This is a genomic window from Halomicrobium zhouii, from assembly GCF_900114435.1.
Taxonomy (GTDB): Archaea; Halobacteriota; Halobacteria; order Halobacteriales; family Haloarculaceae; genus Halomicrobium; species Halomicrobium zhouii.
In genome coordinates, this window is record NZ_FOZK01000003.1 from 150,693 (window position 1) to 174,402 (window position 23,710).

21 protein-coding genes are annotated in these 23,710 nt (G+C 65.6%); 11 read left to right on the top strand and 10 right to left on the bottom strand.

Features of this window, described 5'->3' with window-relative positions; genetic code table 11:
- The first annotated feature begins 123 nt into the window (after positions 1-123).
- Positions 124-267, top strand: coding sequence for a DUF8011 family protein (locus BM337_RS21415; protein ID WP_218155573.1), 144 nt, complete (start codon positions 124-126; stop codon positions 265-267).
- A gap of 220 nt (positions 268-487) precedes the next feature.
- Here BM337_RS21415 and BM337_RS14520 read toward each other — a convergent pair whose 3' ends face one another.
- The 4 genes from BM337_RS14520 to BM337_RS14535 all read right to left on the bottom strand — a co-directional run bounded on the left by BM337_RS14520 (position 488) and on the right by BM337_RS14535 (position 3,655).
- Positions 488-730, bottom strand: a complete 243-nt coding sequence (locus tag BM337_RS14520; RefSeq protein ID WP_089817367.1) for an HVO_2901 family zinc finger protein — start codon at positions 728-730, stop codon at positions 488-490.
- 284 nt (positions 731-1,014) lie between these two features.
- Positions 1,015-1,884, bottom strand: a complete 870-nt coding sequence (gene sucD / locus BM337_RS14525) for a succinate--CoA ligase subunit alpha (protein WP_089817368.1) — start codon at positions 1,882-1,884, stop codon at positions 1,015-1,017.
- Positions 1,881-3,032 (bottom strand): ADP-forming succinate--CoA ligase subunit beta, encoded by a 1,152-nt coding sequence (sucC, locus tag BM337_RS14530; protein ID WP_089817369.1) that lies wholly within the window; start codon positions 3,030-3,032, stop codon positions 1,881-1,883. Before sucC ends, sucD begins: the two co-directional genes overlap by 4 nt.
- Before the next feature lie 152 nt (positions 3,033-3,184).
- Positions 3,185-3,655 carry a DUF5793 family protein gene (locus tag BM337_RS14535; protein ID WP_089817370.1) on the bottom strand — a complete coding sequence of 157 codons (471 nt, stop codon included), beginning with the start codon at positions 3,653-3,655 and terminating at the stop codon, positions 3,185-3,187.
- A 107-nt stretch (positions 3,656-3,762) separates the two neighbouring features.
- On the opposite strand from BM337_RS14535, the gene BM337_RS14540 reads away from it, so the two are divergent.
- From BM337_RS14540 to BM337_RS14555, 4 genes are all read left to right on the top strand, one after another.
- Positions 3,763-4,272 (top strand): DUF7549 family protein, encoded by a 510-nt coding sequence (locus tag BM337_RS14540; RefSeq protein WP_089817371.1) that lies wholly within the window; start codon positions 3,763-3,765, stop codon positions 4,270-4,272.
- A 111-nt stretch (positions 4,273-4,383) separates the two neighbouring features.
- Positions 4,384-6,015: a type II/IV secretion system ATPase subunit gene (locus BM337_RS14545; RefSeq protein ID WP_089818155.1), complete on the top strand. Its 1,632-nt coding sequence runs from the start codon at positions 4,384-4,386 to the stop codon at positions 6,013-6,015.
- 1 nt (position 6,016) lies between these two features.
- Positions 6,017-8,452: a type II secretion system F family protein gene (locus BM337_RS14550; RefSeq protein WP_089817372.1), complete on the top strand. Its 2,436-nt coding sequence runs from the start codon at positions 6,017-6,019 to the stop codon at positions 8,450-8,452.
- Between the two features lie 62 nt (positions 8,453-8,514).
- A complete protein-coding gene (locus BM337_RS14555; RefSeq protein WP_089817373.1) occupies positions 8,515-9,261 on the top strand; it encodes an MBL fold metallo-hydrolase in 747 nt (248 codons plus the stop codon).
- Positions 9,262-9,310: 49 nt separating this feature from the next.
- Here BM337_RS14555 and BM337_RS14560 read toward each other — a convergent pair whose 3' ends face one another.
- Together BM337_RS14560 and BM337_RS14565 are read right to left on the bottom strand one after the other, a co-directional pair.
- Positions 9,311-10,417, bottom strand: a complete 1,107-nt coding sequence (locus tag BM337_RS14560) for a DNA topoisomerase IV subunit A (RefSeq protein WP_089817374.1) — start codon at positions 10,415-10,417, stop codon at positions 9,311-9,313.
- Between the two features lie 2 nt (positions 10,418-10,419).
- Complete coding sequence (locus BM337_RS14565; RefSeq protein ID WP_089817375.1) at positions 10,420-12,843, bottom strand: DNA topoisomerase VI subunit B; 2,424 nt, start codon at positions 12,841-12,843, stop codon at positions 10,420-10,422.
- A 248-nt stretch (positions 12,844-13,091) separates the two neighbouring features.
- Between BM337_RS14565 and gyrB the strand changes: the two genes are divergently transcribed.
- The 4 genes from gyrB to BM337_RS20710 all read left to right on the top strand — a co-directional run bounded on the left by gyrB (position 13,092) and on the right by BM337_RS20710 (position 18,276).
- Entirely contained in the window at positions 13,092-15,020 is a 1,929-nt protein-coding gene (gene gyrB, locus BM337_RS14570) for a DNA topoisomerase (ATP-hydrolyzing) subunit B (RefSeq protein ID WP_089817376.1), read from the top strand.
- Positions 15,017-17,542 carry a DNA gyrase subunit A gene (gene gyrA / locus BM337_RS14575; RefSeq protein WP_089817377.1) on the top strand — a complete coding sequence of 842 codons (2,526 nt, stop codon included), beginning with the start codon at positions 15,017-15,019 and terminating at the stop codon, positions 17,540-17,542. The genes gyrB and gyrA overlap by 4 nt, the downstream gene beginning before the upstream one ends.
- Before the next feature lie 135 nt (positions 17,543-17,677).
- Complete coding sequence (locus BM337_RS14580; protein WP_177227548.1) at positions 17,678-17,932, top strand: hypothetical protein; 255 nt, start codon at positions 17,678-17,680, stop codon at positions 17,930-17,932.
- A gap of 2 nt (positions 17,933-17,934) precedes the next feature.
- On the top strand, positions 17,935-18,276 hold the full coding sequence (locus BM337_RS20710; protein WP_143117727.1) for a hypothetical protein: 342 nt from the start codon (positions 17,935-17,937) through the stop codon (positions 18,274-18,276).
- Between the two features lie 26 nt (positions 18,277-18,302).
- Here the strand turns inward: BM337_RS20710 and rocF are convergent, their stop codons facing one another.
- Together rocF and BM337_RS14590 are read right to left on the bottom strand one after the other, a co-directional pair.
- A complete protein-coding gene (rocF, locus tag BM337_RS14585) occupies positions 18,303-19,214 on the bottom strand; it encodes an arginase (protein WP_089817379.1) in 912 nt (303 codons plus the stop codon).
- Between the two features lie 84 nt (positions 19,215-19,298).
- On the bottom strand, positions 19,299-20,216 hold the full coding sequence (locus BM337_RS14590; protein ID WP_089817380.1) for an NAD-dependent epimerase/dehydratase family protein: 918 nt from the start codon (positions 20,214-20,216) through the stop codon (positions 19,299-19,301).
- A 133-nt stretch (positions 20,217-20,349) separates the two neighbouring features.
- On the opposite strand from BM337_RS14590, the gene BM337_RS14595 reads away from it, so the two are divergent.
- Together BM337_RS14595 and BM337_RS14600 are read left to right on the top strand one after the other, a co-directional pair.
- Positions 20,350-20,883: an HTH domain-containing protein gene (locus tag BM337_RS14595; RefSeq protein ID WP_089817381.1), complete on the top strand. Its 534-nt coding sequence runs from the start codon at positions 20,350-20,352 to the stop codon at positions 20,881-20,883.
- A gap of 222 nt (positions 20,884-21,105) precedes the next feature.
- Positions 21,106-22,281 (top strand): NAD(P)/FAD-dependent oxidoreductase, encoded by a 1,176-nt coding sequence (locus BM337_RS14600; RefSeq protein ID WP_089817382.1) that lies wholly within the window; start codon positions 21,106-21,108, stop codon positions 22,279-22,281.
- Between the two features lie 147 nt (positions 22,282-22,428).
- Here the strand turns inward: BM337_RS14600 and BM337_RS14605 are convergent, their stop codons facing one another.
- Both BM337_RS14605 and cdd read right to left on the bottom strand, forming a co-directional pair.
- Positions 22,429-23,250: a nucleoside phosphorylase gene (locus tag BM337_RS14605; protein WP_089818157.1), complete on the bottom strand. Its 822-nt coding sequence runs from the start codon at positions 23,248-23,250 to the stop codon at positions 22,429-22,431.
- 38 nt (positions 23,251-23,288) lie between these two features.
- On the bottom strand, positions 23,289-23,678 hold the full coding sequence (gene cdd, locus BM337_RS14610; RefSeq protein WP_089817383.1) for a cytidine deaminase: 390 nt from the start codon (positions 23,676-23,678) through the stop codon (positions 23,289-23,291).
- Positions 23,679-23,710 lie beyond the last annotated feature (32 nt).

Consider the following 23,710-nt stretch of genomic DNA (forward strand, 5'->3'; position numbering starts at 1 on the left):
ATTATCGCCGGCCGAAACCATCTGATGGTTCCCAATTCGTCAACGTTCCACCGCGGCCGGTCCGTCTCGAACGTCTGGGTTCGGACACCCAGATTTTTGTTCGACCCAATACTCACCGATATTATGACGATGCGACTCGGTCTGCTCTTTTCCGAACCGAGCGGGTGGCAGAACGCTCGCGTCTCCATTCTCGGTTCGCTCGCGTTTTTCGGGATCTACGCGTTCTTCGAGTTCCTGGCAACGGCGGATCCGTCGAGGTACTCGTGATCGGGGTCGCCGCCGGAATCAGTGGCGTCGCCGAAACACTGCCTGAGGGTCGGTGGCGCGCAGCGAGCGTCCCGCGATTGCTGGCGCTCGGACTGCTCGTGGCCGTGTTAGTAACTAGTCTGTTCTCGTTGGTCTCGTAACGAGCGAACTGAGTACGGACTGTGCGAGAGAAACCTATCGACCGAAACCCGACGCTCCGCGAACGCAGTTTTCCGCAGAATTACTTCGTCGCTGTTTCGAGTCGAACGTTCGATACCTGGTGGATGTCGTCGCCGATTCCCTCGCCGTCGCAGTCGTCGCTGGGGCAGCGATAGTGCCAGCCGTCCTCGGTGGCCCGGCGCTCCGCGAACCGCTCGCCGCACTCGTCGCAGAACAGCTCGCCGGCGTCGCACGTGTCGCGGTGGAGCTCGAGTTCGAGCTCCGTGTTGAACGTGCGCTTGCAGTCCCGGCAAATGTGGGGCATAATCGAAAGTTCCCGGGCGTGGTATTTAGAGACACCGGAACGTTTACGTACTGACCCTGGTTGGCACAGGACTCTCACTTTCTCCGGAATCGAGTGGACGTTCGTCGATAGATATCCATCGTTACTACCCCGTCGGCAGGCTCTCACTGCGACACCTCGTCGCTCTCCCTGGGGTTTCGAACGTGTAGGGTTGTAGGCCAGTGTCCGGAGTTCGCCTGTCCCAGTCGCTGTTCCGACGTTCCTACCGCGAAGAAAAACGAACAGGTGCCGCTAGCGCGACCGACCTACAGCAGGTCTTCGACGTTGTCGGCGACTTCTTCGGGAGTGTCGCCGACCGGCACACCGTTGTTTTCGAGCGCGTTGATCTTCGACTCGGCGGTGCCGGTACCGGAGCCGGAGACGATGGCGCCGGCGTGGCCCATTCGCTTGCCCGGCGGCGCGGTGCGGCCGGCGATGAAGCCAGCGACTGGCGTGTCCATGTACTCGCCGATGTAGCGGGCGGCCTGCTCCTCGTCCTCGCCGCCGATTTCGCCGCACATGACGACGGCCTTGGTGTCCTGGTCGGCCTCGAACAGTTCGAGGGCGTCGACGAAGGACGTCCCGATGATGGGGTCGCCGCCGATGCCGATGGCGGTGGTCTGGCCGATACCGCGCTGGGTGAGGCTGTCGACGACCTGGTAGGTCAGCGTCCCCGAGCGGGAGACGAGGCCGACGTCGCCCGACGAGAAGATGTTGCCCGGCAGGATGCCGAGTTTGGCGACGTCCGGCGTGATGACGCCGGGGCAGTTGGGGCCGACGAGGTGGACGTCGGTCTCGTCCTGTTTGCGCTTGACGCGGGCCATGTCCTGGGTCGGGATTCCTTCCGTGATGGCGACGACGAGGTCCAGCGGCGCGTCGAGGGCCTCGAACAGCGCGTCGCCGGCGAACGCCGGCGGGACGAACACGACGGAGGCGTTGGCGTCCTCCTGGCGCGCGGCCTGCTCGACCGTGTCGTACACCGGGACGCCGGCGACCTCCTGGCCGCCTTTGCCGGGGACCGCACCGGCGACGACGTTCGTCCCGTACTCGATCATCTGTTCTGCGTGGAACTTGCCCTCGCCGCCAGTGATACCCTGGACGACGACGCGGGTGTCTTCGTCTACTAGAACGCTCATTGTGATCCCTCCTCTGCGTACGCGACGGAGCGCTGGACGGCGTCCTCCAGCGTCTCCTCGACCGTGACCAGGTCCTCGTTCAGAATCTCCATCCCCTCGGCGGCGTTCGTCCCCGCGAGGCGGACGACGACCGGCTTCGGAATCTCGTCGAACTGTTCGAGCGCCTGGTTGATGCCTTTCGCGACTTCGTCGCCGCGCGTGATGCCGCCGAAGATGTTGAACACGACGCTGTCGACGTTCTCGTCGGAGAACACCATGTCCAGCGCGTTCGCGATGCGCTGGGCCTTGGCGCCGCCCCCGACGTCGAGGAAGTTGGCGGGCTCGCCGCCGAAGTGGTCGACCAGATCCAGCGTCGTCATGACGAGGCCCGCGCCGTTGCCGATGATGCCGACGTTGCCGTCGAGGCGGACGTAGTCGAAGCCGTACTCGTCGGCCTTCTCCTCGAGTTCACTGCCCTCGAACTCGCCTTCCTCCTCCATCTCGACGAGGTCGGGGTGGCGGAACAGGGCGTCGTCGTCCGTGTTGAGGACGGCGTCCGCGGCGATGACCTCGTCGTCGGACGTGATCATCAGCGGGTTGATCTCGGCGTCGGAACCGTCCTTGTCGTCCCAGATCTGGTAGAGCGTCTGCAGGATGCTGGAGACGTCGCGGGCGAGTTCGCGGTCGACGCCCGCGTCGTAGACAGCCTTCCGGGCCTGGTAGGGGTGCATGCCGAAAGCGGGGTCTATGTGCTCCCGGGCGATTGCCTGGGGGTCCTCCTCGGCGACCTCCTCGATGTTGACGCCGCCCTTCGTCGACACCATGGCGACGGGTTCGCCTTCGCCCCGATCCATCGTGACGCCGACGTACAGCTCGTTGACGAAGTCGACGGCCTCCTCGACGAGCACGCGTTTGACCTCGTAGCCCTTGAGGTCCATCCCGAGGATGTCCTCGGCGTACTCCTCGGCCTCGTCTCGGTTCTCGGCCAGTTTGATACCGCCGGCCTTGCCGCGGCCGCCCACGTGGACCTGTGCCTTGATAGCCACCGGATACCCGATCTCTTCGGCCGCCGCGACCGCGTCGTCGACGGTATCGGCGAGCTGAGCCGCGGGCGTCGGGATTCCCGCGTCGGCGAAGACCTGCTTCGCCTGGTATTCGTGCAATCTCATGTCGTGCGAAAGCGGGGCTCGGGCCCGCTTAAATCCCGCTCATCTGGGTTTCGCCAGCGACGATTCATAACGATCGATTTCTGCCACTATCGGGCAATATCCTCCGCAACCGCGACGTGATTGATCGAAAAGCGAGTAAACAACTAGCCGTCCTACAACTCGACGCCGCCGGGGATGAGACTCCGCTGGCGCAACAGGCTCCCGTCGGCGTCGTAGACGAGCAGCGTTCCCTTGTCGTACACCGTCGAGTTGCCCTCGGCGTCGACGAGGCGCAACCGGTACCGACTCCCGTCCTCGCCGTCGGTCTCCTTGCTCGCGCGAACGAGGTCGGAGACAGCGCCCGGGTCGACTCGCACCTCCAGGACGAACTCCCCCGTCAGTCGGTTCGCCACCGAGAGGACGCCGCCGCGCGTCGTCTCGTCGTCGCCTGTCCCGTTCTCGTCCGTCCCGTTCTCGCCGTTCGTCAGTCGATACGTGACGTCGATTTCGCTCGATTCGAGCGGGCCGTCCTCGGTCTCCAGCCGTTCCGAGAGGAGGCCGTCGGGGCCGTCGAAAGCGATTGCTATCACTGGCCGGTCCTGCTCGTCGTCGTCGACGTTCGCGTCGAAGTAGTCGCGCCGCATCTGAGTACTCTCTCCTTGGGTACCCATGACAAAGAACGTAACGCCGCCGGGTACTCGTCGGCGCGTCGATGCCCACAATTTAAGCCCCGCGACACTCGCCTCAGTGCATGGCCTGGGTAAAGTCAGAGTACGCGGGGGAGTTCGCCGTGCTGTCGACGTGGCTCGTCGCGTTGCTCCCGTGGTCCGCGACGGTGATGAACGTGCAGTTCCGCGGTGCCGGCGCCACCGTCGTCGTCATCCGCTTTCTCTACTTCCGCCTGCAGTACATCTTCGGCATCTCCTTCGGGAACCAGGAGCGCCCCTTCCTGCTGTTCACCGACGCCGTCGCGTTCAACCCCGAATCGCTCGCGCTCGCCAGCTGGCTCTGGGTGGCCGGTGCGCTCGTCTCGCTTGTTCCCCTCGGCGTCAGTATCGCCTACTACGCGGCCGAGGACCGCGTCGACTCGCAGTTCCCCGCCGACCCGGTCAGGGTCCAGGGCGTCCTCCTCGGTCTCGTGGGCGCGGTCCTTCTCGCCTCGAGTATCCTGTTTGCGACCCAGCAGAGCGTGACCGCACCGGTAGGCGCGGTGTTCGCACTCGCGTTCGCCTATCTCCTTCTGACCGTCGAGCGGGCCTAGTTACCTACGATATGGCGTAGCGGCCGTTCCGTCTGCTGATAATCGGGACCCCTCATTTATGTGCGATGGTACGAAACCTCGGAGCAACTGGCCACGAGCGCCGGGAGACCGATGGCAGAACACGAGTACTCAGACGGAGACGACGCCTCGCGCGGAGCGCTGGCCGACGTCCGCGAGTGGCTGTCGCGAACGGCGAAGGTCCTCAGCGGGTCGGCAGTGCCCGTCTCCAACTACGACCCAAGTCGCCACGGCGACGTCGTCTCGTTCGACGGCCTCGACGGGTACGACGAGGTCGACCGTTACTGGCTCAACGCGCCCTTCGCTTTCGCCTCGATCAATCACGACCCGGAGGCCAACGAACACCGCTACCACGTCGTCGAGCCGAGTCTCGACGAGTTCGAGCGCGACCTGCTCGACAGGCTGTTCGACGACGTCCGCGACCCGCTCATCTACCGGGCAGACGTCGACGAGGATCCCGAGGACGCGCTCACAGAGGAGCTTCGCGCCCGCATCGAGGAGTACGGCGTCCTCGTCGAACCGGAGACGTTCTACCGCCTCTACTACTACCTCTATCGCTCGTTCCAGGGGTACGGCCGCATCGACCCGCTGATGCACGACCCCCACATCGAGGATCTGTCGTGTGACGGCGCGAACCTCCCCATCTTCGCCTACCACGACGACTACACCGACATCGAGACCAACGTCTCCTTCGCAGACGGCGAGCTGAGCGACTTTGTCGTCCAGCTCGCCCAGCGTTCGGGCCGCCACATCTCCGTCTCCGACCCCGTCGTTTCGACGACGCTGCCGGACGGCTCGCGTATCGAACTCGCCCTCGGTGAGGAGGTGACGCCTCGTGGGTCGGCGTTCACCATCCGGAAGTACGCCGACGAGCCGTTCACGCCCATCGACCTGCTGAACTACGGCACGTTCAGCCTAGAGATGCTGGCCTTCCTCTGGCTGGCCATCGAGTCCAACAAGTCGCTCATCTTCGCCGGCGGCACCGCGGCGGGCAAGACCACCTCGATGAACGCCGTCTCGATGTTCGTCCCGCCCCGCTCGAAGGTACTGACCATCGAGGACACCCGCGAACTCTCGCTGTATCACGACAACTGGCTCTCCTCGGTCACGCGCGAGCGCCTCGACGACTCCGATATCACGATGTACGACCTCCTCCGCTCGGCCCTGCGCCACCGCCCGGAGTACATCATCGTCGGCGAGGTCCGCGGCGAGGAGGCCATCACGCTGTTCCAGGCGATGAACACCGGCCACACGACGTTCTCGACGATGCACGCCGACTCGGTCCAGACCGTCATCAACCGGCTGGAGAACGAACCCATCAACGTGCCCCGTCCGATGGTCCAGTCGCTCGACGTCCTCTGCGTCCAGGTGCTGGGCCGCTCGGGCGACGAGCGCGTCCGCCGGGCGAAGACCATCGCCGAGATCGAGGGGATCGACCAGCGGACGGGCGAGCTCGACTACTCCAACTCCTACGCCTGGGACTCGGTCGACGACTCCTTCCGCAGTTCGAGCAGCGACCTGCTCGACGAGATCAGGCAGGAACGGGGCTGGACGCAGTCGGAACTCCGCCGGGAACTCGCCGACCGCCAGCGGTTCCTGCGATTCCTCCAGCAGAAGGGAATCTCCGACTACCGCCGATTCACCGCGATGGTGAACAAGTACTACGCGGACTCGGACGTGGTCATCGAGCAGATAGACGCCGCCGACGTCGACGTCCCGTCCTGACATGGCGCTGAATCCGCTCGGACTGGTCCCGCTGACCGTCGTCGTCGCGCTCGCCGCCGCCGTCTTCCTCGTCACCGTCGACGAGTCCTGGGACCGGGCGGCGACGCGGTACGCGCGGCGACTGTTCGGGCGCTACGTCCGCGAGTCGTCGGACCGCTCCCGACTCCTGCGAGCGGCGTTCGTCCCGCAGACCTACCGGGCCTACGCCTCCCGTACCTACCTCTACGTCGGCGTCGCCAGCCTCGGCGGGGCCATCGTCGGCGCGTACCTCTTCGGCGCGATACTGCTGTTCATCCCCGCTATCGTCGACCTCCTCATGGGTTTACCGAACGACATGGTGGCCGCCCTGCGGATCCGCGGGTTCGAACTCGTCCTCGCCCCGAACCAGACCCTGCTGGTCGTGGCATTCGGGGGCGTCTTCGGCGGGATTTCGGCTGCGCTCGGGACGTACGTCTTTCGATGGGAGCGGCTCAAGAGCCGGGCGGCCGTCCGCCAGCGAAACGTCGAGGAAGGGCTCCCGCGCGCCGTCGCGTTCATGTACGCGCTGTCTCGCGGCGGCGTCGCGTTCCCCGACGCGCTCCGGACCTTCTCCGAGAACGAGGAGATATACGGCGAGAGCGCACGGGAGACCACCGTCGCCGTCCGGGAGATGGATCTCTTCGGCCGCGACATGATCACCGCTATCCGCCGGATGGCCGGCCGGACGCCCAGCGAGGAGTTCAAGACGTTCTCGGAGAACCTCGCGAGCGTCCTCCAGAGCGGCCAGCGACTCTCGGCGTTCCTCCGGAACCAGTACGAGCGCTACCAGGAGGAAGCAGCGGACCGCCAGGAGGAGATTCTCGAACACCTGGCGACCATCGCCGAGGCGTACGTGACGGTCCTTGTCGCGGGCGTCCTCTTCCTCATCACGATTCTGCTCGTCTTCGGTCTGACGACGACGGACACACTCGGTTTCATCCAGCTGCTCGGCTACGTGCTGGTTCCGCTGGCGAACGTCGGGTTCATGGTCTACCTCTCACAGAAACTGGAGGCGCTGGGCATCGCCGCGAACCACACTACCTCCGTACTGGACTCGACGGAGACTCGCTCTCCCGACCGGTCGGTCACCCACGACGGCGTTCCGCAGACCGACGGCGGCGTCGCCGCGTCCAGCCGCGAGGGACTGTCACAGCTCGCGGTCTACGACGGCGTCGCGCGGATCACCAGGATTCTGCGCTCGCCGCTGCAGACGGTGCTCTGGAACCCCTCGCGGATCCTCTACGTGACGGTTCCCATCGCTGTCCTCTCCATCCTCCTCCGGGCACCGCCGGCGTTCGAGACCAGTGTCGTCAACGTCCGGTTGCTCGACGACGTCCTCGTCCAGGCTGCCCTGCTGGTGCTCGGGAGCTTCGCCATCACCCGTACCATCTACGCCTACCGCGTCCGCCGCATCGAGGCCGCGACGCCGGAGTTCCTCGAACGACTCGCGAGCCTCAACGAGGCGGGCATGACACTCGTCGAGAGCCTCGAACGGCTCCGGGGGAGTGACGTCGGCGCGCTCTCGCCGGAAGTCGAGCGCATCTGGGCCGACGTCAGGATGGGGTCGAACCTCGACGACGCGCTGGTCCGCTTCGGCCGGCGCGTCAGGACCACGTCCATCACTCGCGTCGTCACGCTGGTCACCAACGCGATGCGGGCCAGCGGCTCGCTCGGTCCGGTGTTGCGCATCGCCGCGACTCAGGCGCGGGCCGACCAGCGGCTCCGACGGCGCCGCCGCCAGCAGATGCTCTCCTATCTCGTCGTCATCTACGTCTCTTTCCTGGTCTTCCTGATCATCATCGTCGCCGTCCAGGAGGTGCTCGTCCCGGCGCTGCCGTCGCACGTCCCCACCCCCTCGGCCGAGGAGACCAGTCGACTGGGCGTCAACGCCGACCAGTTCGCCCGGTTCGGCAGCGTCGACAAGGCCGCCTACACCCTCGCCTTCTTCCACACCGCCCTCGTCCACGCCGTCTTCTCGGGCTTCATCGGCGGATTGCTCGGCGAGGGGACGCTCCGCGACGGCGCGAAACACGCCGCCGTCCTGCTCGGCGTCGCCTACGTCGCGTTCCTGGTGCTCTCCTCGCCCGTCGCGTCGATAACGATGGATGGTCCGGCCGCGGGCGCCGAGTCCGTGACCGTCGAGTCGGCGTCGCTGTCCGAGGGTGGCTACGTCGTCCTCTACCTGGACGACCGCGACGGACCGGTCGTCGGCCAGTCTGCGTACCTCGGGCCTGGTACCCACAGGGATGTCGAAATTCGGGTGGACCGGGAGTTGCCGGACGGTCACACGCTCGTCGCCGTCGCCTACCAGGACGGCGACGGGGACCGCGCGTTGACGCTCGACGCCGGAACCGACCAGCCGTACCCAGCTCCGGGACAGAGCGACGTCGTCCGCGTCCCGACCGAAATCGGCGGTTGAGCGCCGTCACTGATCGGCCCGGAACGGCCTCCTTATACCGGTGGATCACGAACCACTCTCCCATGACAGTCCGTCACGACGACCTCTCGGTCGACTGGCTCGGCTACGCGACCCTGCGGATCGAAGGCGACGACTCGGTCGTCTACGTGGACCCCGGACGATACGGCGTCCTCACAGGCGAGTGGGAACCCCACGCTGAGGGTATCCGGCATCCACCGGCCCGGGACTACGAGGCGAAGGACGGTGACGTCGTCTGCGTCACGCACGTCCACCACTACGATCCGGATGGGATACGCCGGGTCGCCAGCGACGACGCGACGGTGGTCCTCTTCGAGGGGATCAACGTCCACGACAGCGACCGGGACCTGGACCGACCGGCCGACCTCGACTACGACGTCGTCACCGTGAGCATGGAGGACGAACTGCTCGCCGGCGACGTTCCAATCTGGACCGTCCCGGCCTACAACGACCCCGAGGGCCCGAACGTGAACGCCGACGGCACGCCGGTCCACCCGAAGGGTATCGGCTGTGGCTTCCTCGTCGACGTCGACGGCACGCGCGTCTTCTGGCCCGGCGACTCCGACGTCATCCCCGGCCACGAGGAACTCGACGTCTCGCTGTTCGTCCCGACCATTTCGAAGAGCTTCACGATGGATCGCCACGACGCCGCCGACCTCGCCGAGGCGATGGACCCCGACCTGGTGCTCCCGATTCACTACAACACGTTCGAGGCGCTGGAGAGCGATTCGGCCGCGTTCGTCGACGACGTCGCGTCCAGGGGCGTTCCGGTCGTCCTGGACGAACGGTGAAAGTGAGTGGCCGGTGAAAACGGCCGAGCGCTAGAAACGGAACCGCCGATCAGAGCACGCCCATCTCGTCCAGTCGCTCCGGGAGGTAGGTGTCCGTCACGAAGTCCAGTCCGCGAGCGGCCAGTGACTGCTGCTCTGCCTTCTTTCCGATGTCGAGTTGCAGTTCGATCTGTTCCTCCCAGAACTCCGTCTGGAAGCGCGGGTCCTCGAGTTCGGACTCCAGGGCGTTGACGTCGGAGTCCGACAGCGGGTCCGTCGGCAGGTCGTACTCGACGATGTCCTCCGGGCGGATGCCGATGTACTGGGCGTCCGGCGTCGCGAGGTACTCCGAGAGGTGGGCGGACTTGATGGAACCGTAGGCGACGGAGCCGTAGATGCGGTAGGACCACGGGTCACCGTCGGCGAAGACCACGACGGGGAGGTCGAGTTCGTCGCGCATTCGCTTGATGAGCCGCCGGGTCGCTCGCGCTGGCTGGCCGCCGAGGTGGACGACGATGGAGTTGTAGTCGTCGTCGAAACCGTTCTCGACGAGCCGGTCGCGCATACCACCGGTCTCCACGGCGAGGACGAAGTCCGCGTCGTTGTCGAGGAATTCGATGGTGTCCGGGTTGTTCGGGATCTGGTAGCCGCCCTGGCCGACGTCGTCCTGGCAGTGGATCTCGCGGTCGCCGCGACGGGTCTGTTCTCGCAGCAGCAGCGGGCCCATCACCTTCGCGCCGGACTCCTCGGGGCGCATGTGGAAGTCCTCGCGCTTGACCTCGGAGACGATCTCCAGGTCCTCGATGAGGTTGTTCGACTCGTCCTGGCTGTTGAACTGGGCCTCGTCGAGGTCCCATGACTCGGAGAGGTAGTACAGCTCACGCAGGGTAGACGAGCGGTCCTGCTCGAGCTGGTCGGCCAGGAAGTCGATGGTGTAGGTCGCCTTCAGGAGTTTCTGGGCGCCGGAGACGGTCTTGGCGCTCCGCGTACTGGAGCGGTCACCGTACACCCAGACCTTCTCTTCTTCGTCGTACTCGATGTTCGTCTTCGTCCGGGTCGGAATCCGCATCCGGGGGACGTCGCCCTCGGCGAACTGGTCGTAGAAGTCCGCCGCGAGGTCCAGTAGCTGTTCGCGCGCTTCCGCTTCGTTGAGGTTGGAATCTGATTCTGTGCTCATCGTTATGCGTTGACCGTCAGCAGCTCGTCCTCGACGCCCTCGACCGAGATGTCGAACTCGGCGTCACCGTCGACGCTGTACTCCAGCGTGGCTTCCTCGCCGGAACTCACCGTCTCCGACCACTTGACGAACCACTCGCCGTCCATCTCGACCACCTGGGCGCCGTTCGTATCCTGGGGCTCGACGCTGACGATGTCGGTCACGTCGACGTCGGCGTTCGTGTCGGAGTTGTTCTCGACGACGACCTTCACCGTGCCGTCCTCGACTTCCCGCTCGACGAGGACGTTGTTCATGATGCGGGCGATGGAGTCGTCGATGACCAGTTCGTCCCGGCCCGTCACCTCGGTGAGCTTCTCGGCCATCTCGGGGAGGATGGTGGCGAGCTTGTTCTGCTTCTCGCGGCGTTGCTGCATCGAGCGGCGCTTGTTCAGGTACGATTTCAGGTCGCGGGCCGCTTCCCGGATGGCGAGTTCGATCTCCGATTCCATCTCGGGGACGTTCGCGACGGCGTCCTTGGACTCGCTCGTGAACGGCACGTTCGTCGAGGCGACGTGGACCATGATGACGACCGGGCCGTTCGGGATGCCGGAGCCGCCGGGCTGGTCGAGGCCGTAGTTGCGCCAGTTGATCGACTTGACGACGTCCGTCGTCGCACAGGCGCCGCGCTGGTAGACGAGGGGGACGCGGTTGGCGAAGCGCATCACCGTCGCCTTGTTCTCGGCCTCGACGTCGCCGCCGTAGGCGAGGCCGGCCTCGACGATGAACGGGTCGCCGCCGTGGACCGAGGCGTCCCGGGTCGAGGCGGCGTAGAAGTCCGCGTCGAACTCCTTTTTGAGCCCTGCCTCGACCAGTTCGTCGGTGATGGGCGCGAGGCAGTCCGTCGGCGGTGCGATGATGTCGGTCTCCCGCATCGCCTCCAGCAGTTCGCTCGCGGTGTCGCGGTCGCCGGCTATCTCCGAGACGTCGGGCGCGTCGTCGGGCACCGTCCGACCGATGGCCCAGAGCCGTTCGAGGACGTTCTCCCTGGCCGTCTCACCGAAGGTGACGTCGTCGTACTCCTCGGTGTCCTCGGCGGACTTCCGGACGAACTCGGCCAGTTCGTCGTAGGTGAACCGGTCGCGGTGGCCGTCCTCGCGGACGAGTTTGGCGGCGATGCGGTCGGCGAGGCCCTTGATGCCGGCGTCGTCCTTGCGGCTCGTGGTGGCCTCGTCGATCATCTGGTAGAGGTCCCTCGCGCGGTACTCCTGGGGCGCGTCTTCGTCCTCGCCCTCTGCGGTACCAGTGACGAGCCCCCAGACGGCGTCCACGGCGTTCTCGCGCACCGTCGAGCCGAAGGTGACGTCGTGGTCGTCCTCGACGCCGTCGGCGACGTTGTCGACGATTTCGACGACGTCCTGGTGGGAGACGCGCTCCCTGCCACTCACGACGTCGGCGACGTTCGTGGCGAACTGCGAGGTGGCGTCGGCTCCCTTGTTCGAGACGGCCTGTTCGAGGAACGCCTTGTAATCTCGCTTCTTCTTCTCCTCGGGGGGCTGCCAGGCGAGTTCGCGGCCGTAGTGACGGTCTTTGAGGCTGTCGATGACGTCATCGGCGGTCTTCTGCCCGACGCGTGTGAACTCTCCCTGCATGAAGCCGGAGACGGAGTACGAATCCGTGGCGTCGAGCATCTTGATCAGCGTCCCGAGTTCGACGCCGTGTGGATGGGGTCGGATCTCCTCGGTCTCGGCGGGGAGCTGGTCGGTCGCCCGCTCGTACTTGAAGTGGTCGTTGGGCTCGCGGAGTTCGATGCGGGCGTGGGGGTTGACGACGGCGGTGTGCTTGATGTAATCGTGGAGCTGCTGGCGGGCCCGCATGTTGGCCTCCATCTCCATCTCGATGCGGGTCCCGTGTGGTCGCTCCCACGTCGTCGTCTCCTCGACGTCGATCTCCGGTTCGTTCTGGTCCGTGTCGATGATGAGCTCGAAGTACTCCGCCTCGTCACCACCCTGCGTCCGGCTGGTGATCTCGGCGGGTTTCCCGCTGGTGAGCTGGGAGTACAGCACCGCGGCGGAGATACCGATACCCTGCTGGCCGCGGTTCTGCTCGCGCTTGTGGAACCGGGAGCCGTAGAGCAGTTTCCCGAAGATTTTGGGAATCTGCTCTTTGGTGATCCCCGGTCCGTTGTCCTCGACTATCAGGCGGTAGTAGTCGCCCTGCTCCTGGATTTCGACGTAGATGTCCGGCGGAATGCCGGCCTCCTCGCAGGCGTCGAGCGCGTTGTCCACGGCCTCCTTGACGGCAGTGACGAGTCCCCGGGCTCCCGAGTCGAACCCGAGCATGTGCTTGTTCTTCTCGAAGAACTCGGCGATGGAGATGGCGCGCTGGCTCTCTGCCAGTTCCTCCGCGATCCCCTCCTCTTCCCCGAGTTCCGACTGTAGCGAGGTCATTCGTGGCCGCCTCTACCAGTTGCGGGATTAAAAGGTGTTCGGCACCGCGGTGAAAGTGATCCTCGCGCGTTTAGTCCCGGGTTCGAGCGGGTCAAACCCGCTTCGACGGGGGTGAACCCTTCCAGCTGTCGACAGTTGCGGGCGGGAAAAGAAGCAAGGCCTTCCGCCTTCCAGCGGTATCCAACTCACACGCGCGTGCGCGGGCGGGGGATTTATCACCCCCGGCCATCTACGGGTACCTACATTCTATGTCACAGGACAGGGAGTACGGTGCGAGCCAGATTCAGGTCCTGGAGGGGTTGCAGGCCGTCCAGAAACGGCCGGCGATGTACATCGGTTCGACCGACTCCAGGGGTTTGCACCATCTCGTCTACGAAGTAGTCGACAACTCGATCGACGAGGCGCTGGCGGGCTATTGCGACACCATCGAAGTCACGATCCACGACGACGACTCGGTGTCCGTCTCGGACGACGGCCGCGGGATTCCCGTGGACACCCACTCGGAGTACGACCGGCCCGCGCTCGAGGTCATCATGACCGTCCTCCACGCCGGTGGGAAGTTCGACAACAAATCCTACCAGGTCTCCGGGGGACTGCACGGGGTGGGCGTCTCCGTCGTCAACGCGCTCTCCGAGGAACTCGAGGTCGAGGTCAAGCGAGACGGCGCTCTCTGGCGCCAGTCGTTCGACCACGGCGAACCCGTCGGTAATCTCGAACGCGTCCGTGACCTCGAACCCGACGAGGACAACGGCACGTCGATGCGGTTCTGGCCGGACGACGAGATATTCGAGACGACCGAGTACGCGTACTCGACGCTCGAATCACGTCTCCGCGAACTGGCCTTCCTCAACTCCGGCGTCGAGATAACACTCCGCGACGAGCGCGAGGAGGACAAGTCGGACACATTCCGCTACGAGGGCGGTATCCGGGAGTTCGTCGAGTACCTCAACGAGACCAAGGAGCCGCTCCACCGCGACGTCATCTACTTCGAGGACGACGAGGAGATCGAGGACGGCGTGGTCCAGGTCGAGATCGCACTGCAGGGGACCAGGGACCTGCAGGGCTCGATCCACGCCTTCGCGAACAACATCAACACTCGCGAGGGCGGGACCCACATGACGGGGTTCAAGACGGCGCTCACACGCGTCGTCAACGACTACGCGACGGACAACGGCCTCCTCGACGACCTCGAAGAGAACCTCACGGGAGAGGACATCCGCGAGGGGCTGACCGCGGTCATCTCCGTCAAACACCCCGACCCGCAGTTCGAGGGGCAAACCAAGACCAAGCTCGGCAACAGCGAGGTCCGCGGCGTCGTGGAGTCCGCGATGCACTCGGGGCTCGCGACGTTCTTCGAGGAGAACCCCGACACGGCACAGGCCATCGTGATGAAGGCCGTCGAGGCCGCCAAGGCCCGCAAGGCCGCCAAGAAGGCCGAGGAGCTCACCCGACGGAAGTCCGCGCTCGACTCCACGGCGCTGCCCGGGAAACTCGCCGACTGCCAGTCCAAGGACCCCGGCGACGCCGAACTGTTCATCGTCGAGGGCGACTCCGCGGGCGGCAGCGCGAAGCAGGGCCGGAATCCCGACATCCAGGCCATCCTTCCCCTGGGCGGGAAGATCATGAACGTCGAGAAACACCGTCTCGACCGCATCCTCGAACACGACGAGATCCGTCACATGATCACCGCCATCGGGACGGGCATCGGTGACGAGTTCGACATCGACGACGCCCGCTACGAGAAGATCATCATGATGACGGACGCCGACGTCGACGGGGCCCACATCCGGACGCTCCTGTTGACGTTCTTCTACCGGCACATGCGGCCGCTGCTCGAAGCCGGCTACGTCTACGCCGCCCAGCCACCACTGTACCGCATCCGGTACAAGGGCGAGACGTACGACGCGATGACCGAGGCCGAGCGCGAACAGATCGTCGAGGAGAAAGCGAACGGCAATCCCGAGCAGGTCCAGCGGTTCAAGGGCCTCGGGGAGATGAATCCCCAGCAGCTCTGGGACACGACGATGAACCCCGAGACGCGCATCCTCAAGCAGATCACCATCGAGGACGCGGCGGCCGCCGACAAGATGTTCAACGTCCTCATGGGTGACGCCGTCCAGCCGCGTAAGCAGTTCATCAAGGAACACTCCCCCGAAGCGGAATGGGTGGACATATGAGCTCTGAGGCACCGGACGACATCCCTGACGTGGCCCAGCGCGTCAAGAACGTCCGCATCGAGGACGAGATGGAGCAGAGCTACATCGACTACGCGATGTCCGTCATCGCGGGTCGCGCCCTGCCGGACGTCCGTGACGGTCTCAAGCCTGTCCACCGGCGCATCCTCTACGCGATGCACGAGATGGGCGTCACGTCGAACACGTCCCACCGCAAGTCCTCGTCCATCGTGGGCGAGACCATGGGTGACTACCACCCCCACGGTGACGGTCCCATCTACGACACGCTCGTCCGGATGGCCCAGCCGTTCTCGATGCGCTACCCCCTCGTCGACGGCCAGGGGAACTTTGGCTCGATGGACGGGGACCCCGCCGCGGCGATGCGGTACACGGAGGCCCGGATGGCCCCCATCGCCGAGGAGATGCTGGAGGACATCGAGAAGGACACCGTCGACTTCTCCGCGAACTACGACGACCGGCTGACTGAGCCGGACGTCCTCCCCGCCGCCGTCCCGAACCTCCTCCTCAACGGGTCCTCGGGTATCGCCGTCGGGATGTCGACGAACATCCCGCCGCACAACCTCGGCGAGATAATCGACGCGACGACTCACCTCATCGAGAACCCCGACGCCGCCGTCGAGGACCTGATGCAACACGTCAAGGGACCCGATTTCCCGACTGGCGCGAACATCGTCGGCAAGGACAGCATCTACTCGGCCTACTCCACCGGTCGCGGTCGACTCCGCGTCCGTGCCGAATACGAGGTCGACCGCGAGGAGAACCGCATCGTCATCACGGAGATTCCGTTCCAGGAGAACAAGTCCCGGATGGTCGAGCGGATTGCCGACGACGTCAACGAGGGCACCCTCGAGGGCATCTCCGACCTCCGCGACGAGTCCGACCGGAACGGCGTCCGCGTCGTCATCGAACTCAAGCGCGGCGCGAACGTCGACGTCGTGGAGAATCGCCTGCTGGAGAGCCACCTCGAGTCCACCTTCGGCGTCATCAACCTCGCGCTGGTCGACGGCCAGCCGAAGGTGCTGACGCTCAAGGAGACACTCCAGCACTACGTCGAGCACCGCCGCGAGGTCGTCCGCCGGCGCTCCGAGTACGACCTGGCCGAGGCCGAGGACCGCGCGCACATCCTCGAAGGTCGCCTCAGAGCACTGGACATCGTCGACGACGTCGTCGCGGTCATCAGGAATAGCGAGGACCGCAACGAGGCGAAGGAGGCGCTGCGAGGCGAAATCGACCCGGACGAACTGGACGGTGACCACGAGGTCGATCCGAACGTCACCCTCGGTTTCTCCCAGGCCCAGGCCGACCACATCGTCCGGATGCAACTCGGCTCGCTCACCTCGATGGAGTCCCAGGAGATCGAGGAGGAGTACGAGGGCGTCCAGGCCGAGATCGAACGTCTGGAGACGATTCTGGGCTCCGCGGAGGAACTCGACGCCGTCATCAAAGACGAACTCCAGGCGATCAAGGAGGAGTACGACGACGACCGCCGGACCTCGATCCTCGAAGCGGAGGGCGAGGTCACCCACGAGGACCTCATCCCCGAGGAGGACAACATCGTCGTCATCACCGAGGACGACTACATCAAGCGGATGCCCGTCGAGAACTTCGACCCCCAGGGCCGGGGCGGCAAGGGCATCATCGGCGCCGACCCCAAGGAGGGTGATCGGGTTTCCAAGGTCTTCAGAGCGAACAGCCACGACTACCTGCTCTGTTTCACCAACCAGGGCCAGGTCTACCGGCTGAAGACCTACGAGATTCCGGAGATGTCCCGGACTGCCCGGGGCAAGTCCGCCATCAACCTCATCGACCTGGACGAGGGCGAGGAGATAACCGCCGTCGTCGACACCGACGAGTTCGAGGACGAGGAGTCCATCACGATGGTGACCCGCGACGGCTACGTCAAGCGCACCGCGGCGGCGGAGTTCGAGAACATCCTCTCGACCGGTATCATCGCCGCGAAACTCGAAGACGACGACGCCCTCGTCGACGTCGAGGTCACGGACGGGACGAAGGACCTCGTCATCGCCACGGAGGACGGCATGACCATCCGGTTCGACGAGGACGAGGTCCGGAAGATGGGCCGGAACGCCCGCGGCGTCCGCGGTATCGACCTCCAGGACGACGACAAGGTCGCCGCGATGGTCGCCACCGACGACGCCGACGACCGCGCACTGTTCACCGTCACCCGCAACGGGTACGGCAAGCGCACGCTGCTGGGCGAGTACCGCGCCCAGTCCCGCTACGGCATGGGACTGATCGACATCAAGACCAACGAGCGAAACGGCCCGGTCGCCTCGGCGAAGGCGGTCACCGAGGACGACCAGCTCGTCATCATGTCCGAGCGAGGCCAGATCATGCGTATCCGCGCCGGCGAGGTCTCACAGGTCGGCCGGAACACGATGGGCGTGACCATCATGGAGTTGGAGGGTGACGACCAGGTCGCCAGCGTCACTGTGGTGCCGGCGGACGCCGGTGCGGACCAGGACGACGCAGACGAGGAGTAATCCGGAGATACTTTTTTGCGGGCAGGGGCTGAAACCTGGGATTAGACTATGGGAAGCGTCCACTACGCGCCCGCTCGGAGTCCGTTCGCCGCGTACGGCGTTCTGGTTGCTCGGGTCGGCTTCGCGATCGTGTTGATGGCATTTCTGTCGTGGACGCTCCCGCCGACTGCGCGACACAGTTGCCCGGCGTACGTCACGTGCGACTTCTCCGGCACGTACTGGGGCGTCGACATGATAGACAGTGCTCTCGTCGGCGCCGTTCCGGCGTTCTTCGTCTCCCGGATCACGTCCCCCATCGTGTTCGTCCCGGTGATCGTGGCCGGCGTCGTCGCGCTCGCGCTCGAATATCGCAGGGGTCGGTTCGATTCCGTACTGGAGCGAGGGGGCTGACGATGTCCCGTAAACGATACGAACATCGCGTGGACCGCCGCCCGGTAGCGCAGCCACCGCTCGCCGCGTATCGGAGCCTGCTCGTCCGTATCGCCGGCGCGGTGCTGGTCGGTGGCCTCTTGACCTGGCTCGTCCCGAAATCCCCGTGGTTTTACCGACTACCGATGGACCCTCCTGTGTCGAGTGAGGAGGTCTGGGGCGTCGAGGTGGTTCAGCCCATCTTCGTTTTCCTCTTCGACTTCTTCGTCTCCCGGGTGACGTCGCCCTTCGTCCTCGGTCCGGTCGTCGTCGCCGGCGTACTCGCGCTGGCGTTCGAGTATCGCCGGCGCCGGTCGGCGAGATAGTCTAGACACCGTGTTCCGGGCGACACTCAGAGAATTCGCTTGCCGAACGCGCTCGCGACGAGTTCACACCCCAGTTCGGCGGTCTGGTTGTGCTGGTCGAGGATGGGGTTCACCTCGACGAGTTCGAACGACCGCAACTGGTCGCCGACGTCCGCCACGTACTCCATCGCGACGTGGGCCTCCCGGTAGGAGACGCCGCCGCGGACCGGCGTGCCGACGCCGGGGGCCTCCGTCGGATCGAGCCAGTCCATATCGAGGCTGACGTGGACGCCGTCGGTGCCCTCCGTCGCGACGGAGAGCGCGTCGTCGACGACGTCGGTGACGCCCCGGTCGTCGACGTCGCTCATCGTGTAGGCGGTGACGTCGGACTCCCGGATCAGTCGCTTCTCCTCGTCGTCGAGGTCACGGAGTCCAACGAGGGCGACGTTCGCCGGGTCGATCTCGGGCGTCACGGCCCAGGGCTCGTCTTCGAAGGGGCCGATGCCGAGGATCGCGGCCAGGGACATCCCGTGGACGTTGCCACTCGGCGTCGTCTGGGGCGTGTTGAAGTCGCCGTGGGCGTCGAACCAGAGGATACCGAGGTCGTCGGCGTCGGCCGCGCCCGCAACCGACCCGATGGCGATGGAGTGGTCGCCGCCGAGGACGAGCGGCAGCTGACCGTCGGAGACGGCATCGCTCACCGCGTCAGCGACCCGGTCGGTGACGGTCTCGGTTTCAGCGAGATACTTGGCCTGGCCGTCCGTCGGCTGGGCGGCGTCGGGGTCCCGTTCCTCCGGTCGCGGTACCGCGACGTCGCCGTCGTCGATGCAGGTCAGCCCGGTCGCCTCCAGCTGGTCGGCCAGCCCGGCGTACCGGATGGCCGACGGCCCCATGTCGACGCCGCGCCGGTCGGCTCCGAGGTCCATCGGCACCCCGACGATACGGACGGTTCTCGTCATCGACAGGAGGTCAGTCGCGCACGGGCTAAAAAGCGCCGCTGGCGTAGCGGGAGCTGCTCCGGTAACTGCCGCGGTTCGGAGTCGCTACTTGTACTGTGCGCAGACCCGCCGGATGCCCTCTTCGAAGGACATCTGGGGCTCCCAGCCGGTTGCCTCGCGCATCTTCTCGGCGTCTGCGCAGGTGTCGTGGACGTAGACGTCGTCGGGGATCGGATTCTCGACGTACTCCGGTTCGACGTCGGTGCCGAGTTCGGCGTTGATCATCTCCACGACTTCGTTGAAGTCGTAGGCGTCGCCGGTGCCGAGGTTGTAGATGCCGTCGAGTTCGTGCTCGGCGGCCTGTTCCAGCCCGCGGACGATGTCGTCGACGTGGGTGAAGTCGCGGGTCTGGTTCCCGTCGCCGTAGAGGACGGGGGCCTCGCCGCTGGCGACGTCGTCAGCGAACTGGGCGATGACGTTCGCGTACTCGCCCTTGTGTTCCTCCGCACCGCCGTAGCCCTGGTAGACCGAGAAGAAGCGCATGCCTGCCAGCGAGAGGTCGTAGTGGTTGTGGAAGTACTCGGCGTACGTCTCGCGGGCCATCTTGGACGCCTCGTACCCGGTGTTGACCGTCACGTCCATCGACTCGGGGGAAGGGTCCGTTCGACTGCCGTAGATGGAGGAGGTCGAGGCGTAGACGACGGTGTCACAGCCGTCCTGGCGGGCCTGGTGGACGGTGTTGACGAACCCCTCGACGTTCACCCGGGCGCCCTTCGTCGGGTTCTCCTCGTGCATGGCGTACGAGGACAGCGCCGCGAGGTGGAACACCACGTCGACGTCCGTCGGCAGGTCGTCGTCCGTAACGCTCGCGTCGACGAACTCGACGGCGTCGTCGAGGTTCTCCGGGGTGCCCAGATACTGGTCGTCGAGTGCGATCACGTCGTTGTCAGCAGCCAGGTGGTTCGCGAGATTCGATCCGATGAAACCGGCGCCGCCGGTGACGAGCACGCGTTGGCCGTTCATGTACCAATCACCTCCACCGACTGACAAAGGAGTATCGCTTTGGCCGATTCGAGGGCCAGCGCGCCATCCTGTCGAGGAGGCCCCCGCCCGGTCCACCGTCGGGTTTAAGGAACGGTGTACCGAACCTTCCGTTATGTCATCGATCGAATTGACGCCCAGTCAAAAGAACATTCTCCAGGAGCTCGTAAACCTCTACAAGGAGAGCGAGAGCGCGGTCAAGGGGGAGGACATCGCCGACAAGGTCGACCGGAATCCCGGGACGATCCGCAACCAGATGCAGAGCCTGAAGGCCCTCCAGCTCGTCGAGGGCGTCCCCGGCCCGAAGGGTGGCTACAAGCCGACCGCCAACGCCTACGACGCGCTACAGATTCAGGACATGGACGACGCGGCCCACGTCCCCCTCCAGCACAACGGCGAGACCCAGCCCGACGCCACCGTCGAGGAGATTGACCTGACGAGCGTCCACCACCCCGAGCAGTGCCGCGCAGAGATCCAGCTCCAGGGGTCCATCGCGGACTACCACGAGGGCGACACCATCACCGTCGGTCCCACGCCGCTCTCGAAACTCCAGATCATCGGGACGCTCGCCGGCAAGGACGACACGAGCAACAAACTCGTGCTCACCATCGACGACATGCGTGCCCCGGCCGGCGAGCCAGAGCACTAGCTGGACCGTTCTTCTCTTCGTCTCTCCGTTCGATTCGTTCTTCTCCGACCTCTCAGTCATCGCCGCCCCCTCGACTGTCTCCGGCCGCTCTCGTCTCGATGGGTTTCGCGAGTTCCGACGACGAACGCCGGGCGGGCATTCGTTATGAATAATCGAGATAAACGGCGGCACGCACGGCTCTTTCAAAGCATTTGTATCCTTTCAATTCCCAGCTAGCGGTGTATGACTGAGAAGGTCGTCGTCCTCGGCGCAGGGTATGCCGGCGCGGGCGCTATCAAGAGCCTCGAGGCACAACTGGACGGGGAAGCCGACGTCACCTGGATCTCTGACACCGACTACCATCTAGTTCTCCACGAATCGCACCGCTGTATCCGTGATCCGTCCGTCGAGGAACACGTGACCGTCCCCGTGGAGGCGATCAAGTCCCCCGGGACGACGTTCCGGCAGGGTGAGGTCGTCGACGTCGACGCCGACGATCGCGTGGTCGAACTGGCCGACGACTCCACCGTCGAGTTCGACTACCTCCTCGTCGCCATCGGCTCCCGGACGGCCTTCTTCGGTATCGAGGGGCTCGAAGAGTACGCCCACACGCTCAAGAGCCTCGACGACGCCCTCGGCATCCACGACGCCGTCGCCGACGCGGCCCGCGACGCGACCCAGGGCGACCCTGCCCAGGTCGTCGTCGGTGGCGCCGGCCTCTCCGGAATCCAGACGGCCGGCGAGATCGCCAGGTACCGCGACGAACACCGCGCCCCGATAGAAATTCACCTCGTCGAGGGTCTGGACGAGGTCATGCCCAACGGCGACCCGGAGCTCCAGGGCGCCATCCGCAAGCGCCTCCTCGAGCGCGACGTCGAGATCATGTGCGGCGAGTTCATCGGCGAAGTCGACGAGGACACCGTCTACGTCGGCGACGAGGAGGAACTCGCCTACGACGAACTGATCTGGACCGGCGGCATCACCGGCCGCGAGGCCGCTCGCGAACTCGAGGTCGACAAGGACGAGCGCTCCCACCGCATCAACGCCGAGCAGGACTTCCAGACGACGAACGAGCGCATCTTCGCCATCGGCGACTGCGCGCTCGTCGACCAGCCGGGCGACGACCCCGCGCCGCCGACGGCACAGGCCGCCTGGCAGGCCGCCGAGGTCGCCGGCGAGAACCTCGCCCGCGCCATTCGCGGCCGCCCGCTCCGGACCTGGACCCACGAGGACATGGGGACGGTCGTCTCCGTCGGCGACACCGCCGTCGCTCACGACGTCTCCTTCATGGGCGTCGGCGCGCCCATCGGCACCTTCGGCGGCTTCATGGCCGAATCGCTGAAGAAGGCTATCGCTGCCAAGTGGATCAACTCCATCACCGGCCCGCGCCGCGCCGTGAAGGCGTGGCCGGAGATGTAGAACCACCTTTTTCTTCGTCGCCTTTCCTCGCGTGCTCTTCGAGCACGTTGCGGGAAGGCTCCTCGAAAAACGTGGGCGAAAAAGGCGGGACGCGGCTCCGCCGCGTCCCGTGAAACCGCGCTCCCTCTGGTCGCGCGGTATGCTCTCCTACCGCTCGATGGACAGTCCCGCGTGCCACCGACTGGCGTCTGCGTCTTCGACGGCACCGTCCATCTCGGCCAGGTACTTCACCGCCAGGCTCGCGGTCTTCGCGGCCTTCCTCTCGCCCTCGGTCCGGAACTCTCCGGTCACTCGATTGGCGTAGACGGTGCAAACCGCGCCGGCGCGGAGGCCGTAGATGGAGGCCAGCGTCAATATCGCGGCGGCCTCCATCTCGAAGTTGAGCACGCCGGCCTGGCGGAGTTCGTCGATCTTCTCGTCGCTGTCGCGGGCTTCGAAGCCGTCGAAGCCGGGCCGGGACTGGCCGGCGTAGAAGCTGTCCGTACTGCAGGTGACGCCGAGGTGGTAGTCGTAGCCGAGCTCTTCCGCCGCGGCGACGAGGGCCGACACCACCCGGTAATCCGCCGTCGCGGGGTAGTCCTCGCGGACGTACTCCTTGCTGGTCCCCTCCTGGCGAACCGCCCCGGTGGAGATGACCAGGTCGCCGACGCTGGCTTCCTCACGGATGGCACCGCAGGAGCCGACGCGGATGAGGGACTCGGCGTCGACGCGAGCCAGTTCCTCGACGGCGATACCGGCCGACGGGGAGCCGATTCCGGTCGAGGTGACCGAGATGGGCGTCCCGTCGTAGGTGCCGGTCGCGGTGCGGTACTCCCGGTGCTCGGCGACGACGTCGTGGTCGTCCCAGGACTCGACTACCTTCTCGACTCGCTCGGGATTCCCAGGGAGGAGCACGCTGTCGGCGACGTCGCCGGGCCCCACTTCCAGGTGGTACTGCTCGCCATCGTCGTTCGGGTCTTCGCTGTCCATCGGTTCGGCGCTCTCGTCCGCGTCGTCGTCGGACATCGTTACTCCAGGTCCTCCCGGCTGATGGTGGCGGGCAACAGGTCGCCGAGGCGGTACTCGGTGACCTCGCCGTCGCCCTCGTCGCAGACGACCTGGAACTCCTCGTCGCAGAACTCCGTGAGCGTCTGGCGACACATCCCGCAGGGCGTCTGGCCGTCGCGAGCAGCCGTGCTGACGGCGATGCGAGTGAACTCCTGGTGACCGGCACGGACTGCGCTGCCGATGGCGACCTCTTCGGCGTGGAGGCTGTTGCTGTAGTTGGCGTTCTCGACGTTACAGCCCGTGAAGACGGTGCCGTCGGCCGTCTGGACTGCGGCGCCGACGTAGTACTCGGAGTAAGGGGCGTAGGACGACTCGGTCGCCTCCCGGGCGGCCTCGACCAGTGAATCCATGGACTGTGGGTCGACGGGGACGCCCAAATAGC

What these genes read in the sequence shown, in the direction of transcription:
- BM337_RS14590 (WP_089817380.1), bottom strand. Translation starts at nt 20,216, where the DNA reads ATGAACGGCCAACGCGTGCTCGTCACCGGCGGCGCCGGTTTCATCGGA.
- BM337_RS14605 (WP_089818157.1), bottom strand. Translation starts at nt 23,250, where the DNA reads ATGGACAGCGAAGACCCGAACGACGATGGCGAGCAGTACCACCTGGAA.
- BM337_RS14600 (WP_089817382.1), top strand. Translation starts at nt 21,106, where the DNA reads ATGACTGAGAAGGTCGTCGTCCTCGGCGCAGGGTATGCCGGCGCGGGC.
- gyrB (WP_089817376.1), top strand. Translation starts at nt 13,092, where the DNA reads ATGTCACAGGACAGGGAGTACGGTGCGAGCCAGATTCAGGTCCTGGAG.
- BM337_RS20710 (WP_143117727.1), top strand. Translation starts at nt 17,935, where the DNA reads ATGTCCCGTAAACGATACGAACATCGCGTGGACCGCCGCCCGGTAGCG.
- gyrA (WP_089817377.1), top strand. Translation starts at nt 15,017, where the DNA reads ATGAGCTCTGAGGCACCGGACGACATCCCTGACGTGGCCCAGCGCGTC.
- BM337_RS21415 (WP_218155573.1), top strand. Translation starts at nt 124, where the DNA reads ATGACGATGCGACTCGGTCTGCTCTTTTCCGAACCGAGCGGGTGGCAG.
- BM337_RS14595 (WP_089817381.1), top strand. Translation starts at nt 20,350, where the DNA reads ATGTCATCGATCGAATTGACGCCCAGTCAAAAGAACATTCTCCAGGAG.
- sucD (WP_089817368.1), bottom strand. Translation starts at nt 1,884, where the DNA reads ATGAGCGTTCTAGTAGACGAAGACACCCGCGTCGTCGTCCAGGGTATC.
- BM337_RS14545 (WP_089818155.1), top strand. Translation starts at nt 4,384, where the DNA reads ATGGCAGAACACGAGTACTCAGACGGAGACGACGCCTCGCGCGGAGCG.
- BM337_RS14520 (WP_089817367.1), bottom strand. Translation starts at nt 730, where the DNA reads ATGCCCCACATTTGCCGGGACTGCAAGCGCACGTTCAACACGGAGCTC.
- BM337_RS14560 (WP_089817374.1), bottom strand. Translation starts at nt 10,417, where the DNA reads ATGAGCACAGAATCAGATTCCAACCTCAACGAAGCGGAAGCGCGCGAA.
- BM337_RS14555 (WP_089817373.1), top strand. Translation starts at nt 8,515, where the DNA reads ATGACAGTCCGTCACGACGACCTCTCGGTCGACTGGCTCGGCTACGCG.
- sucC (WP_089817369.1), bottom strand. Translation starts at nt 3,032, where the DNA reads ATGAGATTGCACGAATACCAGGCGAAGCAGGTCTTCGCCGACGCGGGA.
- BM337_RS14550 (WP_089817372.1), top strand. Translation starts at nt 6,017, where the DNA reads ATGGCGCTGAATCCGCTCGGACTGGTCCCGCTGACCGTCGTCGTCGCG.
- BM337_RS14540 (WP_089817371.1), top strand. Translation starts at nt 3,763, where the DNA reads ATGGCCTGGGTAAAGTCAGAGTACGCGGGGGAGTTCGCCGTGCTGTCG.
- cdd (WP_089817383.1), bottom strand. Translation starts at nt 23,678, where the DNA reads ATGGATTCACTGGTCGAGGCCGCCCGGGAGGCGACCGAGTCGTCCTAC.
- BM337_RS14535 (WP_089817370.1), bottom strand. Translation starts at nt 3,655, where the DNA reads ATGCGGCGCGACTACTTCGACGCGAACGTCGACGACGACGAGCAGGAC.
- BM337_RS14565 (WP_089817375.1), bottom strand. Translation starts at nt 12,843, where the DNA reads ATGACCTCGCTACAGTCGGAACTCGGGGAAGAGGAGGGGATCGCGGAG.
- rocF (WP_089817379.1), bottom strand. Translation starts at nt 19,214, where the DNA reads ATGACGAGAACCGTCCGTATCGTCGGGGTGCCGATGGACCTCGGAGCC.
- BM337_RS14580 (WP_177227548.1), top strand. Translation starts at nt 17,678, where the DNA reads ATGGCATTTCTGTCGTGGACGCTCCCGCCGACTGCGCGACACAGTTGC.